This window comes from Citrobacter koseri ATCC BAA-895 (genome assembly GCF_000018045.1).
Classification (GTDB): Bacteria; Pseudomonadota; Gammaproteobacteria; order Enterobacterales; family Enterobacteriaceae; genus Citrobacter_B; species Citrobacter_B koseri.
Genome location: NC_009792.1, coordinates 1,200,548 through 1,219,367, shown reverse-complemented (window position 1 = coordinate 1,219,367; position 18,820 = coordinate 1,200,548). Strand labels below are relative to the sequence as shown.

General features: G+C 60.0%; 5 protein-coding genes. All 5 read left to right on the top strand.

Translation table 11 applies throughout. The features are described 5' to 3' along the window. Positions 1 to 86: 86 nt before the first annotated feature. The 5 genes from ybtA to ybtT all read left to right on the top strand — a co-directional run bounded on the left by ybtA (position 87) and on the right by ybtT (position 18,820). Entirely contained in the window at positions 87 to 1,046 is a 960-nt protein-coding gene (gene ybtA / locus CKO_RS05380; protein WP_012131847.1) for a yersiniabactin transcriptional regulator YbtA, read from the top strand. A 190-nt stretch (positions 1,047 to 1,236) separates the two neighbouring features. Then, a complete protein-coding gene (gene irp2 / locus CKO_RS05375; protein ID WP_012132136.1) occupies positions 1,237 to 7,344 on the top strand; it encodes a yersiniabactin non-ribosomal peptide synthetase HMWP2 in 6,108 nt (2,035 codons plus the stop codon). 87 nt (positions 7,345 to 7,431) lie between these two features. After that, entirely contained in the window at positions 7,432 to 16,923 is a 9,492-nt protein-coding gene (gene irp1, locus CKO_RS05370; RefSeq protein WP_012131844.1) for a yersiniabactin polyketide synthase HMWP1, read from the top strand. Next, positions 16,920 to 18,020, top strand: a complete 1,101-nt coding sequence (ybtU, locus tag CKO_RS05365) for a yersiniabactin biosynthesis oxidoreductase YbtU (protein ID WP_012132135.1) — start codon at positions 16,920 to 16,922, stop codon at positions 18,018 to 18,020. Before irp1 ends, ybtU begins: the two co-directional genes overlap by 4 nt. Then, complete coding sequence (gene ybtT / locus CKO_RS05360; protein WP_024130222.1) at positions 18,017 to 18,820, top strand: yersiniabactin biosynthesis thioesterase YbtT; 804 nt, start codon at positions 18,017 to 18,019, stop codon at positions 18,818 to 18,820. The genes ybtU and ybtT overlap by 4 nt, the downstream gene beginning before the upstream one ends.

The following is an 18,820-nucleotide window of genomic DNA, read 5'->3' as shown; positions in this document are numbered from 1 at the left end:
ATAATAACCATTATCAATAACTCATCTACCCCATTCGGTTCTATTTATACCCGCATTGGTCTAAGCCACAGGGAGATAACCAGGTCATGACGGAGTCACCGCAAACGCAATCTGAAATCTCTATTCACCAGTTGGTGGTCGGGAAACCTGCAAACGATGGCAATATTCCTGCTCAGTGTGAACTGCTGCGCTGTTCGTTGCAGGAAGGTATGGATATTTTGCTCTGGAGGGGCCATTTTGCGCGGCCTGAGACGTTGCAGCTACACGACGATCTGGGCAGGATTAACTTCTCGTACATCCTGGAAGGCACTTCGCGCTTTGCGATTCAGGGACTCCGGCGCCACACCGACTGGGAGCTTGCGCGCAATCGCCATTACATTACCCATACGCCAGACTGTCGCGGCAGCGCCTCCTATTGTGGCCGATTCGAGAGCATTACCCTCTCCTTCAGCCCTGAAACCCTCGCGCTGTGGGTGCCGGATATTAGCGCGGTCATTAAGAATAAGATCGACTCCCACTGCTGTTGCCAGCAGCAGCGTTGTAATGCTGAAACCCACTTAACGGCTCAGGCCTTGCGTCACGCGCTGATGCGCATGCACGGCGGCTTCAGTCATGAACAAAAGCCGTCGACGCTATGGTTGCAGGGGCAAAGTCTGGTCATGCTCAGTCTGGTGCTGGATGAACATCGCGAAGACGCCAGTTGCCTCTCCTGCCACTTCAACCCGATGGAACGCCAGAAACTGCTGCGGGCGAAGGATCTGCTGCTGGCTGATCTGACGCAAGCGCCGGGCGTCGCGGAGCTGGCCAGAGAGTCCGGTCTGAGCGTTCTCAAAATTAAGCGAGGCTTCCGCGTTCTGTTCAACAACAGCGTCTATGGCCTGTTTCAGGCTGAACGAATGCAGGAAGCCAGAAGACGCCTGGCCAACGGCAATACCTCCGTCATGACGGTGGCGGCCGATCTGGGCTATGCCAACGCCAGCCATTTCTCTGCCGCCTTCCAGAAACAGTTTGGCGTAACCCCTTCGACCTTTAAACGCGTGATGTAACCGGGGTCGCGCCCCCCTAAACTCCTCCCTGACAGAGGCCCGGATACCCCATCCGGGCCTCTGTTCTTTCCGCCTGTTACCAACCCGAAAGGGGCATAAATAAACCCGTTTCGGGTAGCATCCAATTGTTAATAATTATTATTCTCATATGAGCAATGCTTTTCGGTAAGACGTGCCATCAGGAGGAAGAATGATTTCTGGCGCACCATCTCAGGATTCGCTGTTACCGGACAACCGCCACGCGGCTGATTACCAACAATTACGCGAGCGGCTCATACAGGAACTGAATTTAACGCCGCAGCAGTTACATGAAGAGAGCAACCTGATCCAGGCCGGCCTGGATTCCATAAGATTGATGAGATGGTTACACTGGTTTCGTAAAAATGGCTACCGCCTTACCCTTCGCGAGCTGTATGCCGCCCCCACGCTGGCGGCATGGAACCAGTTAATGCTCAGCCGGTCGCCTGAGAACGCGGAAGAAGAAACGCCGCCCGACGAATCATCCTGGCCGAACATGACCGAAAGTACCCCCTTCCCATTGACGCCAGTACAGCACGCCTACCTGACGGGCCGCATGCCGGGGCAGAAGCTTGGCGGCGTGGGTTGCCACCTGTATCAGGAGTTTGAAGGCCATTGTCTGACGGCGTCGCAGTTGGAGCAGGCCATCACGACCTTGCTGCAACGCCACCCAATGCTGCATATCGCCTTTCGCCCCGACGGGCAGCAGGTCTGGCTACCGCAACCTTACTGGAACGGCGTCACCGTTCATGATTTACGCCATAACGACGCTGAAAGCCGCCAGGCCTATCTGGACGCACTGCGCCAGCGCCTGAGCCACCGTCTTTTACGCGTGGAAATCGGCGAAACGTTTGATTTTCAGCTGACGCTCTTGCCGGACAATCACCACCGCCTCCATGTCAATATTGACCTGCTGATTATGGATGCCTCCAGCTTTACGCTTTTCTTCGATGAGCTTAACGCCCTGCTGGCCGGAGAATCGCTGCCGGCTATCGACACCCGCTATGATTTCCGCTCGTATTTGCTGCACCAGCAGAAGATCAATCAACCACTGAGAGACGACGCGCGCGCTTACTGGCTGGCGAAAGCATCGACGCTTCCCCCCGCGCCCGTCTTGCCGCTGGCCTGCGAACCCGCCACGCTACGTGAAGTCCGTAATACCCGACGCCGCATGATTGTCCCGGCAACACGCTGGCACGCCTTTAGCAACCGGGCCGGCGAGTATGGCGTGACGCCGACAATGGCGCTGGCGACCTGTTTTTCTGCCGTGCTGGCTCGCTGGGGCGGCCTGACGCGTCTGCTGCTTAACATCACCTTATTCGACCGCCAGCCGCTGCACCCGGCGGTTGGCGCGATGCTTGCCGACTTCACCAATATTCTTCTGCTGGATACCGCCTGCGATGGCGATACCGTCAGCAACCTGGCGCGTAAAAACCAGCTCACGTTTACGGAGGACTGGGAGCATCGCCACTGGTCCGGCGTCGAATTACTCCGTGAACTCAAACGCCAGCAGCGCTACCCCCACGGCGCCCCGGTGGTATTTACCAGCAATCTGGGGCGTTCTCTCTACAGCAGCCGCGCAGAATCGCCGTTGGGCGAGCCGGAATGGGGCATCTCGCAAACGCCGCAGGTCTGGATAGATCATCTGGCGTTCGAGCATCACGGCGAGGTCTGGCTACAATGGGACAGCAACGACGCGCTGTTCCCTCCGGCGTTAGTCGAAACATTGTTCGACGCCTACTGCCAGTTGATTAACCAACTCTGCGATGACGAAAGCGCCTGGCAAAAGCCGTTCGCAGATATGATGCCCGCCAGCCAGCGCGCGATACGCGAACGGGTCAACGCCACCGGCGCCCCCATTCCCGAAGGCTTGCTGCATGAAGGCATTTTCCGTATCGCTCTGCAACAGCCGCAGGCGCTGGCGGTAACGGACATGCGTTATCAGTGGAATTATCATGAGCTGACAGACTATGCCCGCCGTTGCGCGGGCAGGTTAATCGAGTGCGGGGTTCAGCCCGGCGATAATGTGGCTATCACGATGTCGAAAGGCGCAGGACAACTTGTTGCGGTTCTGGCCGTCCTGCTGGCCGGGGCGGTTTACGTTCCGGTTTCGCTGGATCAGCCTGCCGCACGGCGCGAGAAAATCTACGCTGACGCCAGCGTCCGGCTGGTGCTCATTTGTCAGCACGACGCCAGCGCCGGGTCAGACGATATTCCCGTCCTTGCCTGGCAGCAGGCCATTGAGGCGGAGCCGATCGCCAACCCGGTAGTACGCGCCCCCACGCAACCGGCCTACATTATCTACACCTCCGGCTCTACCGGTACGCCGAAAGGGGTAGTCATTTCTCACCGGGGAGCGCTTAACACCTGTTGCGATATCAATACCCGCTATCAGGTTGGCCCGCATGACAGGGTGCTGGCCCTCTCCGCCCTACATTTTGATTTATCGGTTTACGACATTTTTGGCGTACTGCGCGCGGGCGGCGCGCTGGTGATGGTGATGGAAAATCAACGGCGCGATCCTCACGCATGGTGTGAGCTGATCCAGCGCCATCAGGTCACGCTCTGGAACAGCGTCCCGGCGCTGTTCGATATGCTGCTGACCTGGTGTGAAGGTTTCGCCGACGCCACGCCGGAAAACCTGCGCGCAGTGATGCTTTCCGGCGACTGGATCGGGCTTGACCTCCCCGCCCGTTATCGGGCCTTCCGGCCACAAGGACAATTTATCGCGATGGGCGGCGCCACCGAGGCGTCTATCTGGTCTAACGCCTGCGAAATTCACGACGTCCCCGCCCACTGGCGTTCCATCCCTTACGGTTTTCCGCTAACCAACCAACGCTACCGGGTGGTGGATGAACAGGGCCGGGACTGCCCTGACTGGGTGCCGGGTGAATTATGGATTGGCGGCATTGGGGTCGCGGAAGGCTATTTCAACGATCCCCTGCGTAGCGAGCAGCAATTTTTGACGCTCCCGGACGAGCGCTGGTATCGCACCGGCGATCTCGGCTGCTACTGGCCAGATGGCACAATCGAGTTCCTCGGTCGTCGCGACAAGCAGGTCAAAGTCGGAGGATATCGCATCGAGCTGGGCGAAATCGAAAGCGCGCTCAGCCAGCTGGCGGGGGTGAAACAAGCAACCGTTCTGGCGATCGGCGAAAAAGAAAAAACGCTGGCGGCATACGTTGTTCCTCAAGGCGAGGCTTTTTGCATTACCGATCATCGGAACCCGGCACTGCCGCAGGCGTGGCACACGCTTGCGGGAACGTTGCCCTGTTGCGCCATCTCGCCAGAGATCTCCGCAGAACAGGTAGCCGATTTCCTTCAGCATCGCCTGCTAAAACTGAAGCCGGGTCACACCGCTGGCGCCGATCCTCTCCCCCTGATGAACTCACTCGCTATCCAGCCGCGCTGGCAGGCCGTGGTGGAACGCTGGTTAGCATTTCTGGTGACACAACGGCGACTGAAGCCCGCTGCTGAAGGTTATCAGGTCTGCGCTGGTGAAGAACGCGAGGATGAGCACCCGCACTTCAGCGGACATGATTTAACGTTATCGCAAATTCTTCGCGGTGCCCGTAACGAACTGTCGTTACTGAACGACGCGCAGTGGTCGCCGGAAAGCCTGGCCTTTAACCATCCGGCCAGCGCCCCGTATATTCAGGAACTGGCGACAATTTGCCAACAGCTTGCACAGCGCTTACAGCGCCCGATACGCCTGCTTGAGGTGGGAACCCGCACTGGCCGCGCCGCAGAATCGCTGTTAGCACAGCTCAACGCCGGACAGATTGAGTATGTCGGGCTTGAGCAGAGCCAGGAGATGCTGCTGAGCGCCCGGCAGAGGCTCGCCCCCTGGCCTGGCGCCCGTCTGTCCCTCTGGAATGCAGACACGCTGGCGGCGCACGCTCACTCGGCGGACATTATCTGGCTTAATAACGCCCTGCATCGTCTGCTGCCGGAAGATCCCGGGCTCCTTGCGACATTACAACAGCTTGCCGTTCCCGGCGCGCTGCTCTACGTGATGGAGTTTCGCCAGTTAACGCCGTCCGCCCTGCTCAGCACGCTCCTGTTAACCAATGGGCAGCCGGAGGCCTTGCTGCATAACAGCGCCGACTGGGCGGCATTATTTAGCGCGGCCGCCTTCAACTGTCAGCATGGCGATGAGGTCGCGGGGTTACAACGCTTCCTCGTACAATGTCCTGACAGGCAGGTGCGCCGCGATCCCCGTCAACTTCAGGCCGCCCTCGCTGGACGTCTGCCGGGGTGGATGGTGCCGCAACGGATCGTCTTCCTCGACGCCTTACCGCTGACGGCTAATGGGAAAATTGACTACCAGGCGCTGAAGCGTCGTCATACCCCTGAAGCGGAAAACCCGGCCGAAGCGGATTTACCCCAGGGCGACATTGAAAAACAGGTTGCCGCCCTCTGGCAGCAACTCTTATCAACTGGCAATGTCACCAGAGAAACCGACTTCTTCCAGCAAGGCGGCGATAGCCTGCTGGCGACCCGTCTGACCGGGCAACTTCATCAGGCAGGTTATGAAGCGCAATTAAGCGACCTGTTTAATCATCCCCGGCTGGCGGATTTTGCCGCCACGCTGCGGAAAACCGACGTCCCGGTCGAACAACCATTCGTCCACTCCCCTGAAGATCGCTACCAGCCCTTTGCGCTTACCGACGTGCAGCAGGCTTACCTGGTGGGGCGTCAGCCGGGCTTTGCCCTGGGCGGCGTCGGCTCACATTTCTTTGTTGAATTTGAAATTGCCGATCTGGACCTCACCCGGCTGGAGACGGTCTGGAACCGATTAATCGCCCGCCACGATATGCTGCGCGCCATCGTGCGTGATGGACAGCAACAGGTGCTCGAACAGACGCCCCCCTGGGTGATACCCGCACACACCCTCCATACGCCTGAAGAGGCGTTGCGGGTGCGCGAAAAACTGGCGCATCAGGTACTCAACCCCGAAGTGTGGCCGGTATTCGATCTCCAGGTCGGATACGTGGACGGGATGCCTGCCCGCCTGTGGCTGTGTCTGGATAACCTGTTGCTTGACGGTCTGAGCATGCAGATCCTGCTGGCGGAGCTGGAGCACGGCTACCGCTACCCGCAACAGCTGCTTCCGCCGCTGCCCGTCACCTTCAGGGATTATCTGCAACAACCCTCGCTACAGTCGCCCAATCCAGATTCTCTGGCATGGTGGCAGGCGCAGCTTGATGATATTCCTCCGGCGCCTGCGTTGCCGCTGCGCTGCTTGCCTCAGGAGGTTGAAACACCGCGCTTCGCCCGCCTGAACGGCGCGCTGGACAGCACGCGCTGGCATCGGCTGAAAAAACGGGCGGCTGACGCCCATCTCACCCCGTCGGCCGTACTGTTGTCGGTGTGGTCAACGGTTCTCTCTGCATGGAGTGCACAGCCTGAGTTCACGCTTAACCTTACGCTTTTCGACAGGCGACCGCTGCACCCGCAAATCAACCAGATTCTGGGCGATTTCACCTCGCTGATGCTGCTGAGCTGGCATCCCGGCGAAAGCTGGCTGCACAGCGCGCAGTCACTACAGCAGCGGCTGAGCCAGAACCTCAACCACCGCGATGTGTCAGCCATCCGCGTGATGCGTCAACTGGCGCAACAGCAAAACGTGCCTGCCGTTCCGATGCCCGTCGTCTTTACCAGCGCGCTGGGCTTTGAGCAGGATAACTTCCTCGCCCGGCGTAATCTGCTCAAACCGGTCTGGGGCATCTCCCAGACGCCGCAGGTCTGGCTCGATCACCAGATTTATGAATCCGAAGGCGAACTGCGCTTTAACTGGGATTTTGTCGCCGCGCTGTTTCCTGCCGGGCAGGTGGAGCGCCAGTTTGAACAGTATTGCGCATTGCTAAACCGAATGGCCGAGGATGAAAGCGGCTGGCAACTGCCGCTCGCCGCGCTGGTGCCTCCCGTTAAACACGCAGGGCAATGCGCAGAGCGCTCACCGCGCGTATGCCCTGAGCAATCTCAGCCACACATTGCGGCGGACGAGAGCACCGTCAGCCTGATTTGCGACGCCTTCCGCGAGGTGGTTGGCGAGTCTGTCACGCCCGCAGAAAACTTCTTTGAGGCGGGCGCAACGTCGCTGAATCTGGTGCAACTGCACGTTTTGTTACAACGTCACGAATTTTCCACCCTGACGTTGCTTGACCTCTTCACCCACCCTTCTCCTGCTGCCCTGGCCGATTATCTGGCCGGCGTCGCCACGGTGGAGAAAACAAAACGACCTCGCCCTGTTCGCCGTCGTCAGCGGCGGATATAGCGCGAAGCAAACTGATTTTCCCCGGAACGCCATCGCGAACGCATGGCGTTCCATTGACTTTGTGAATCTTAGGAAACGGGACCGATTATGGATAACTTGCGCTTCTCTTCTGCGCCGACAGCAGATTCCATTGATGCATCGATCGCTCAACACTACCCGGACTGCGAACCTGTCGCGGTTATCGGCTACGCCTGCCATTTTCCTGAATCGCCGGATGGCGAAACGTTCTGGCAAAATCTGCTGGAAGGTCGTGAATGCAGCCGACGCTTTACGCGCGAAGAGCTTCTGGCCGTCGGTCTGGATGCCGCCATCATTGACGATCCTCATTATGTCAATATCGGTACGGTGTTAGACAACGCCGACTGCTTCGACGCCACCCTGTTTGGCTATTCGCGACAGGAAGCGGAGTCGATGGACCCGCAGCAGCGCCTGTTTTTGCAGGCGGTCTGGCATGCGCTGGAACATGCCGGTTATGCCCCCGGCGCCGTCCCCCATAAGACCGGCGTTTTCGCCTCTTCCCGGATGAGTACCTACCCCGGTCGCGAAGCATTGAACGTGACAGAAGTCGCGCAGGTAAAAGGTCTGCAATCTCTGATGGGCAATGATAAAGACTATATTGCCACCCGCGCCGCGTACAAACTCAACCTGCACGGCCCGGCGTTATCGGTACAGACCGCCTGCTCCAGCTCGCTGGTTGCCGTGCATCTGGCCTGTGAAAGCCTGCGCGCAGGCGAATCCGATATGGCGGTTGCCGGCGGCGTGGCGCTCTCTTTCCCCCAGCAGGCAGGCTACCGCTACCAGCCCGGAATGATTTTCTCTCCTGATGGTCACTGTCGTCCCTTTGACGCCTCGGCTGAGGGCACCTGGGCCGGTAACGGTCTCGGCTGCGTGGTGCTGCGTCGCCTGAGAGACGCGCTGCTGTCAGGCGATCCGATTATCTCGGTGATCCTCTCCAGCGCGGTCAACAACGACGGCAACAGAAAGGTCGGCTATACCGCCCCTTCCGTCGCAGGGCAACAGGCAGTCATCGAAGAGGCGTTAATGCTGGCGGCCATCGACGACAGGCAGGTAGGTTACATTGAAACCCACGGCACCGGCACACCGCTGGGCGACGCGATTGAAATTGAAGCGTTACGCAACGTCTATGCGCCTCGCCCGCAGGATCAGCGCTGTGCGCTCGGTTCCGTGAAAAGTAACATGGGCCATCTGGATACCGCGGCGGGCATTGCCGGACTGCTGAAAACCGTTCTGGCAGTCAATCGCGGGCAAATTCCTCCCTTACTGAATTTTCACACCCCCAACCCGGCGCTGAAACTTGAAGAGAGCCCCTTTACCATACCGGTGTCGGCACAGGCATGGCAGGACGAAATGCGCTATGCGGGCGTCTCCTCCTTTGGTATTGGCGGCACCAACTGCCATATGATCGTCGCCTCGCTGCCCGACGCGCTCAACGCGCGCCTCCCCAATACGGATAGCGGCAGAAAAAGTACCGCGCTGCTGCTCAGCGCCGCCAGCGACAGCGCGTTGCGGCGGCTGGCGACGGATTATGCCGGGGCGCTGAGAGAGAATGCGGATGCCAGCTCTCTGGCCTTCACAGCCCTGCACGCGCGCCGTCTCGATCTCCCCTTCCGCCTGGCGGCGCCATTAAACCGTGAAACCGCCGAGGCGCTCAGCGCCTGGGCCGGTGAGAAATCGGGGGCGCTGGTTTACAGCGGCCACGGCGCCAGCGGCAAGCAGGTGTGGCTGTTTACCGGCCAGGGCTCGCACTGGCGCACTATGGGTCAAACGATGTACCAGCACTCAACGGCGTTTGCCGACACGCTGGATCGCTGTTTTTCCGCCTGTAGCGAAATGCTCACGCCGTCACTGCGCGAAGCGATGTTTAACCCCGATTCGGCGCAACTGGACAATATGGCCTGGGCGCAGCCGGCGATTGTCGCGTTTGAAATCGCGATGGCGGCGCACTGGCGTGCTGAAGGACTGAAGCCAGACTTCGCCATTGGGCATTCCGTCGGTGAATTTGCCGCTGCTGTTGTCTGCGGACACTATACGATTGAACAGGTCATGCCACTGGTTTGTCGGCGCGGCGCGCTAATGCAGCAGTGCGCAAGCGGCGCGATGGTGGCGGTATTTGCAGACGAAGACACGCTGATGCCGCTGGCTCGCCAGTTTGAGCTGGATCTCGCCGCCAATAACGGTACGCAACATACGGTATTTTCCGGGCCGGAAGCCCGTCTCGCAGTATTTTGCGCCACGCTCTCGCAGCATGACATTAACTATCGTCGCCTGAGCGTAACCGGTGCGGCGCACTCCGCTTTACTGGAGCCGATACTCGATCGGTTCCAGGACGCCTGCGCGGGACTGCACGCGGAGCCGGGGCAAATACCGATTATTTCCACGCTCACCGCCGACGTCATTGATGAGTCAACGCTCAACCAGGCGGATTACTGGCGCCGACACATGCGCCAGCCGGTGCGTTTTATCCAGAGTATTCAGGTGGCGCATCAGCTCGGCGCCCGCGTTTTTCTGGAGATGGGGCCCGATGCCCAGTTGGTTGCTTGCGGGCAGCGCGAATACCGCGATAACGCATACTGGATAGCCAGCGCCCGGCGTAACAAAGAGGCGAGCGATGTCCTCAATCAGGCCCTGCTCCAGCTTTACGCTGCCGGCGTCGCCCTACCGTGGGCCGACCTGCTGGCGGGCGATGGACAACGTATCGCTGCGCCATGTTATCCGTTTGATACTGAGCGTTACTGGAAAGAGCGCGTCTCCCCGGCCTGCGAGCCTGCCGACGCAGCGCTGTCTGCCGGGCTGGAGGTGGCGAGTCGCGCCGCGACAGCGCTCGATCTCCCTCGCCTGGAAGCGCTTAAACAGTGCGCCACGCGACTGCACGCCATCTACGTCGATCAACTGGTACAACGCTGTACCGGCGATGCCATTGAGAACGGCGTGGACGCCATGACCATCATGCGCCGTGGACGTCTGCTGCCCCGCTACCAGCAGCTACTCCAGCGCCTGCTGAATAACTGCGTGGTCGACGGCGATTACCGCTGCACCGACGGGCGATACGTCCGCGCCCGCCCCATTGAACATCAACAGCGGGAATCACTGCTGACGGAACTTGCCGGTTATTGTGAAGGTTTTCAGGCTATTCCCGACACCATCGCCCGTGCCGGCGATCGGTTATATGAAATGATGAGCGGCGCGGAAGAACCGGTGGCGATTATCTTCCCGCAAAGCGCCTCCGACGGCGTGGAAGTGCTGTATCAGGAATTCAGCTTTGGCCGCTATTTCAACCAAATCGCCGCCGGGGTATTACGCGGCATTGTCCAGACGCGTCAGCCCCGCCAGCCGTTGCGTATTCTTGAAGTTGGCGGCGGAACCGGCGGCACCACCGCGTGGCTGCTGCCGGAACTTAACGGCGTTCCGGCACTGGAGTACCATTTCACCGATATCTCGGCGCTGTTCACCCGCCGCGCCCAGCAGAAATTCGCCGACTATGATTTTGTGAAGTATAGCGAGCTGGATCTCGAAAAAGAGGCGCAGTCTCAGGGCTTCCAGGCACAGTCTTACGATCTTATCGTGGCGGCGAACGTGATTCACGCCACCCGCCATATTGGTCGCACGCTCGATAATCTGCGCCCCCTGCTCAAGCCGGGCGGGCGCCTGCTGATGCGCGAAATCACCCAGCCAATGCGTCTGTTTGACTTCGTTTTCGGCCCGCTGGTTCTTCCGCTACAGGATCTCGACGCCCGCGAAGGTGAGTTATTCCTCACCACCGCTCAGTGGCAGCAACAGTGCCGCCACGCCGGATTCAGCAAAGTGGCGTGGCTACCGCAGGATGGCAGCCCAACCGCCGGGATGAGCGAACATATCATTCTCGCCACGCTGCCCGGTCAGGCGGTTAGCGCCGTAACATTCACCGCGCCATCAGAACCCGTGTTGGGGCAGGCGCTGACGGATAACGGTGATTATCTCGCCGACTGGTCTGATTGCGCAGGTCAGCCTGAACGGTTTAACGCCCGCTGGCAGGAGGCCTGGCGTCTGCTCTCACAGCGTCATGGCGACGCTCTGCCTGTGGAACCGCCCCCCGTCGCCGCCCCGGAGTGGCTGGAGGAGGTTCGCTTAAGCTGGCAAAACGAAGCCTTTTCCCGCGGTCAGATGCGCGTTGAAGCCCGTCATCCTGATGGCGAGTGGCTGCCGCTATCGCCCACCGCGCCTCTTCCTGCGCCGCAGACGCATTATCAATGGCGCTGGACGCCCCTCAACGTCGCCAGCGTTGACCATCCGCTTACCTTCAGCTTTAGCACCGGTACGCTTGCGCGCAGCGACGAGCTGGCGCAATACGGCATCATTCACGATCCGCACGCCTCTTCGCGACTGATGATTGTTGAGGAGAGCGAGGATACGCTGGCCTTAGCGGAGAAAGTGATAGCGGCGCTCACCGCCAGCGCAGCCGGATTGATTGTGGTCACCCGCCGCGCGTGGCGAGTCGAGGAAAATGAGGCACTCTCTGCGTCCCATCACGCGCTATGGGCCTTGCTTCGCGTCGCGGCCAACGAACAGCCGGAACGGTTGATTGCCGCCATCGATCTCGCCGAAAACACCCCGTGGGAAACGCTGCATCAAGGGTTGAGCGCAGTCTCACTATCACAGCGCTGGCTCGCCGCACGGGGTGACACCCTCTGGCTCCCTTCACTGGCGCCCAATACGGGATGCGCCGCTGAATTACCGGCAAACGTGTTTATCGGCGATAACCGCTGGCATCTGGTGACCGGTGCGTTTGGCGGATTAGGCCGCCTTGCCGTGAACTGGCTCAGAGAAAAAGGGGCGCGACGCATCGCCCTGCTGGCGCCGCGCGTGGATGAGTCATGGCTACGCGACGTGGAGGGCGGGCAGACGCGCGTCTGCCGTTGTGATGTGGGCGATGCCGGGCAACTGGCCACGGTTCTTGACGATCTGGCGGCCAACGGCGGCATTGCCGGAGCGATTCATGCCGCTGGCGTATTGGCTGACGCGCCGTTGCAGGAGCTTGACGACCACCAGCTGGCTGCCGTTTTCGCGGTAAAAGCGCAGGCGGCAAACCAGCTGTTGCAAACCCTGCGCAACCACGACGGACGCTATCTTATTCTCTACTCTTCCGCTGCCGCCACCCTCGGCGCGCCGGGTCAGAGCGCCCATGCGCTGGCCTGCGGCTACCTGGACGGGCTGGCCCAGCAGTTTTCCACCCTTGATGCGCCGAAAACGCTCTCTGTCGCCTGGGGCGCATGGGGAGAAAGCGGTCGGGCGGCCACGCCGGAAATGCTGGTGACGCTCGCCAGCCGAGGTATGGGCGCGTTAAGCGATGCCGAAGGCTGCTGGCACCTGGAACAGGCGGTGATGCGCGGCGCCCCGTGGCGACTGGCGATGCGCGTTTTTACCGACAAAATGCCCCCGTTACAACAGGCTCTGTTTAACATCAGCGCCACAGAAAAAGCCGCAACGCCGGTCATTCCTCCTGCTGATGACAACGCCTTTAACGGCAGCCTGAGCGATGAAACGGCGGTGATGGCATGGCTGAAAAAGCGGATTGCGGTTCAGCTAAGGCTGAGCGATCCGGCGTCACTGCGTCCAAACCAGGATCTGTTGCAACTCGGCATGGACTCGCTGCTCTTCCTTGAACTCAGTAGCGATATTCAGCACTACCTGGGTGTACGCATCAATGCGGAACGGGCGTGGCAGGATCTGTCTCCTCATGGACTCACGCAGCTTATCTGTTCTAAGCCAGAGACGACGCCTGCCGCTTCGCAGCCGGAAGTGTTGCGGCACGACGCCGACGAGCGTTATGCGCCCTTCCCTTTGACGCCCATTCAGCACGCCTACTGGCTGGGGCGAACCCACCTCATTGGCTATGGCGGCGTCGCCTGTCACGTCCTGTTTGAGTGGGATAAACGCCACGATGAGTTCGATCTCGCCATACTGGAGAAAGCATGGAACCAGCTTATCGCACGCCACGATATGTTGCGCATGGTGGTTGATGCCGACGGGCAGCAGCGAGTCCTGGCGACAACGCCGGAGTATCACATCCAGCGTGACGATCTGCGCGCGCTTTCCCCGGAAGAACAGCGTATAGCGCTGGAAAAACGGCGGCATGAACTGAGCTATCGCGTTTTGCCTGCCGACCAGTGGCCTCTTTTTGAGCTGGTGGTCAGCGAAATCGACGATTGCCATTACCGCCTGCACATGAACCTCGACCTTTTGCAGTTCGATGTGCAGAGTTTTAAAGTCATGATGGACGATCTGGCGCAGGTCTGGCGCGGTGAAACGCTGGCGCCGCTCGCTATTACCTTCCGTGATTATGTGATGGCTGAACAGGCGCGCCGACAGACATCGGCATGGCACGATGCCTGGGATTACTGGCAGGAAAAACTGCCGCAACTGCCCTTAGCGCCAGAGCTGCCGGTGGTTGAGACACCCCCGGAAACGCCACACTTCACCACCTTCAAATCGACGATCGGCAAGACAGAATGGCAGGCCGTGAAACAGCGCTGGCAGCAGCAAGGCGTCACACCGTCTGCCGCACTGCTCACGCTGTTTGCCGCCACCCTTGAGCGCTGGAGCCGCACCACGGCATTTACGCTGAACCTGACGTTCTTCAATCGCCAGCCGATCCATCCGCAAATCAACCAGTTGATTGGTGATTTTACCTCCGTCACGCTGGTTGATTTTAACTTCTCAACGCCGGTGACGTTGCAAGAGCAGATGCAACAGACCCAACAGCGCCTCTGGCAAAACATGGCGCACAGTGAAATGAACGGTGTTGAGGTGATCCGTGAGCTGGGCCGCCTGCGCGGGTCACAACGTCAACCGCTAATGCCGGTGGTGTTTACCAGTATGCTGGGGATGACGCTGGAAGGCATGACTATCGATCAGGCGATGAGCCATCTGTTCGGCGAACCCTGCTATGTGTTCACGCAAACGCCGCAGGTCTGGCTGGATCATCAGGTCATGGAGAGCGACGGCGAGTTGATGTTTAGCTGGTACTGCATGGACAACGTGCTGGAACCCGGCGCTGCCGAGGCGATGTTTAATGACTATTGCGCCATCCTGCAAGCCGTCATCGCCGCCCCTGAAAGCCTGAAGACTCTCGCCAGCGGCATCGCCGGGCACATTCCCCGCCGACGCTGGCCGCTGAACGCACAGACGGACTACGACCTGCGGGATATTGAGCAGGCGACGCTCGAATACCCCGGCATCCGGCAGACCAGAGCGGAAATGACCGAACAGGGCGCGTTGACGCTGGATATCGTGATGGCCGACGATCCGTCGCCATCAGCGGCGACGCCTGATGAGCACGAACTTACCCAACTGGCGCTGCCGTTGCCTGAGCAGGCGCAGCTTGATGAGCTGGAGGCGACCTGGCGCTGGCTGGAGGCGCGTGCGCTACAGGGGATCGCGGCCACGCTAAATCGTCACGGCCTGTTTACCACGCCGGAGATCGCCCATCGCTTTAGCGCAATAGTACAGGCGCTGTCCGCGCAAGCGTCTCACCAGCGTCTGCTGCGCCAGTGGCTACAGTGTCTGACGGAAAGAGCGTGGTTAATCCGCGAAGGTGAAAGCTGGCGCTGCCGCGTTCCGCTCAGCGAGATTCCTGAGCCTCAGGAAGCGTGCCCGCCAAGCCAATGGAGCCAGGCGCTGGCGCAGTATCTGGAAACCTGCATCGCCCGGCACGACGCCCTCTTCTCCGGGCAGTGTTCTCCGCTGGAATTGCTGTTCAACGAGCAGCATCGCGTTACCGACGCGCTGTATCGCGACAACCCCGCCAGCGCCTGTCTGAATCGCTATACCGCGCAGATTGCCGCCTTGTGCAGCGCAGAACGGATTCTGGAGGTTGGCGCCGGAACCGCAGCCACTACCGCGCCGGTGCTGAAGGCCACGCGGAACACGCGGCAGTCGTACCACTTCACGGACGTCTCCGCGCAGTTCCTCAATGACGCCAGAGCCCGTTTCCATGATGAATCGCGGGTGTCTTATGCCTTGTTCGACATCAACCAGCCGCTGGATTTCACCGCCCACCCGGAGGCGGGTTACGACCTGATCGTTGCCGTCAATGTGCTCCACGACGCCAGCCATGTCGTCCAGACGTTGCGCAGATTAAAACTGTTGCTGAAAGCCGGCGGACGTTTGCTGATCGTTGAAGCGACGGAGCGAAACAGCGTATTCCAGCTGGCGAGCGTGGGCTTTATTGAGGGATTAAGCGGATACCGCGATTTCCGCCGCCGGGATGAGAAACCGATGCTCACCCGCTCCGCATGGCAGGAGGTTCTCGTTCAGGCCGGGTTTGCAAACGAGCTGGCGTGGCCCGCGCAGGAATCGTCGCCGCTGCGCCAGCATCTGCTGGTGGCGCGTTCGCCTGGCGTAAATCGCCCGGATAAAAAAGCCGTGAGCCACTATTTACAGCAGCGCTTTGGCACCGGTCTGCCCATTTTACAGATCCGGCAAAGAGAAGCGTTATTTACGCCGCTGCATGCCCCGTCTGATGCGCCGACTGAGCCAGCCAAACCTACGCCAGTTGCCGGGGGGAATCCGGCGCTGGAAAAACAGGTGGCTGAACTCTGGCAATCGCTGCTGTCTCGCCCCGTGGCAAGGCATCACGACTTTTTCGAACTGGGCGGCGACAGCCTGATGGCGACAAGGATGGTCGCGCAGCTAAACCGGAGAGGGATTGCCAGGGCTAACCTTCAGGATCTGTTCAGCCATTCGACGCTGAGCGACTTCTGCGCCCATCTACAGGCGGCTACGTCAGGAGAGGACAACCCGATACCCCTTTGCCAGGGCGACGGCGACGAAACCCTGTTCGTCTTCCACGCTTCAGACGGCGATATCAGCGCCTGGCTGCCGCTCGCCAGCGCGTTGAACAGGCGCGTTTTCGGCCTGCAAGCAAAATCGCCGCAGCGCTTTGCCACGCTCGACCAGATGATCGATGAGTATGTCGGGTGCATCCGTCGTCAGCAGCCTCACGGCCCTTATGTGCTGGCGGGTTGGTCGTATGGCGCGTTTCTTGCGGCGGGCACCGCACAGCGCCTGTACGCCAAAGGCGAGCAGGTTCGGATCGCGTTAATCGATCCCGTGTGCCGACAGGATTTCTGTTGCGAAAACCGGGCGGCCCTGCTGCGCCTGTTAGCCGAAGGACAAACGCCTCTGGCGCTGCCCGAACATTTCGACCAGCAGACGCCCGACAGCCAGCTTGCCGACTTTATCAGCCTCGCTAAAACGGCCGGTATGGTGTCGCAAAACCTGACGCTGCAAGCGGCAGAAACGTGGCTCGATAACATCGCGCATCTGCTGCGTTTACTGACTGAGCATACGCCGGGCGAAAGCGTTCCGGTCCCCTGTCTCATGGTGTATGCCGCCGGGAGACCCGCACGCTGGACGCCAGCAGAAACCGAGTGGCAGGGCTGGATAAACAACGCCGACGACGCTGTGATTGAAGCCAGCCACTGGCAAATCATGATGGAAGCCCCCCACGTTCAGGCTTGTGCGCAACACATTACGCGCTGGCTTTGCGCAACCTCAACGCAACCGGAGAACACGTTATGATGCCGTCCGCCTCCCCAAAACAACGCGTACTGATTGTGGGCGCCAAATTTGGCGAAATGTACCTGAATGCCTTTATGCAGCCCCCGGAGGGGCTGGAACTGGTCGGCCTGCTGGCGCAGGGAAGCGCCCGCTCAAGAGAGCTGGCCCACGCGTTTGGCATTCCGCTGTATACCTCGCCGGAACAGATAACCGGGATGCCGGATATCGCCTGTATTGTCGTGCGTTCGACCGTCGCCGGAGGAACCGGTACGCAGCTTGCCAGACACTTTCTGGCGCGCGGCGTACACGTTATTCAGGAGCATCCCCTCCACCCGGATGACATCAGTTCCTTACAAACGCTGGCGCAGGAACAGGGCTGCTGCTATTGGGTAAACACGTTTTATCCGCATACGCGCGCGGGACGCACATGGCTTCGCGATGCGCAGCAGCTGCGTCGCTGCCTGGCTAAGACGCCGCCGGTAGTCCACGCCACCACCAGCCGACAGTTGCTCTACTCCACGCTGGATTTGTTGTTGCTGGCTCTGGGCGTTGATGCCGCCGCCGTGGAGTGCGACGTGGTTGGCAGCTTTAGCGATTTTCACTGCCTGAGACTCTTCTGGCCGGAGGGAGAAGCCTGCCTGCTGCTTCAGCGCTATCTCGATCCTGACGATCCAGATATGCATAGCCTTATCATGCACCGCCTGCTGCTGGGCTGGCCGGAAGGTCATCTTTCGCTGGAGGCGAGCTACGGCCCCGTCATCTGGTCATCCAGCCTGTTTGTCGCAGACCATCAGGAGAACGCCCACAGTCTCTACCGCAGACCGGAGATCCTGCGCGATCCGCCGGGTCTGACGCGCAGCGCGGCGCCCCTGAGCTGGCGTGACTGCTGCGAAACCGTCGGGCCGGAGGGCGTCAACTGGTTGCTACACCAGTTGCGCAGCCATCTGGCGGGCGAACATCCACCAGCGGCCTGCCAAAGCGTACATCAGATCGCGTTATCACGTTTATGGCAGCAGATTTTACGTAAGACCGGCAATGCGGAGATCAGACGCCTGACGCCGCCGCACCACGACCGGTTAGCCGGTTTCTACAACGATGATGATAAGGAGGCGCTGTGACGCAATCTGCAATGTGCATCCCGCTGTGGCCCGCCCGGAACGGCAATACTGCGCATCTGGTCATGTGCCCTTTCGCTGGCGGCAGCAGTAGCGCGTTTCGCCACTGGCGAGACAATCAAATGGCGAACAGCGCGCTTTCTCTGGTGACCTGGCCGGGGCGCGATCGCCTTCGCCATCTGGAACCGCTCAGAAGCATTACACAACTGGCGGCACTGCTGGCGAACGAACTGGAAGCGTCCGTATCGCCTGACACGCCGCTTTTACTCGCCGGGCACAGCATGGGAGCGCAGGTGGCGTTTGAAACCTGCCGACTTCTGGAGCAACGGGGGCATGCGCCGCAAGGACTGATTATTTCCGGGTGCCATGCCCCGCATCTGCATTCTGAACGCCAGCTCAGCCATCGCGATGATGCCGACTTTATCGCTGAACTGATAGACATTGGCGGATGTTCTCCTGAACTGCGGGAAAACCAGGAATTAATGTCGCTGTTTCTTCCTCTTCTGCGCGCTGATTTTTACGCCACCGAGAGCTATCACTACGACTCGCCCGACGTCTGTCCGCCGCTGCGCACGCCAGCGCTGTTATTGTGCGGCAGCCACGATCGCGAAGCCTCCTGGCAGCAGGTTGATGCCTGGCGTCAGTGGCTGAGCCACGTTACAGACCCGGTGGTGATTGACGGCGATCATTTCTATCCCATTCAACAAGCCCGGTCCTTTTTTACGCAGATTGTCCGCCATTTTCCCCACGCATTTTCTGCAATGACCGCGTTGCAAAAACAGCCCAGCACTTCAGAAAGGTGA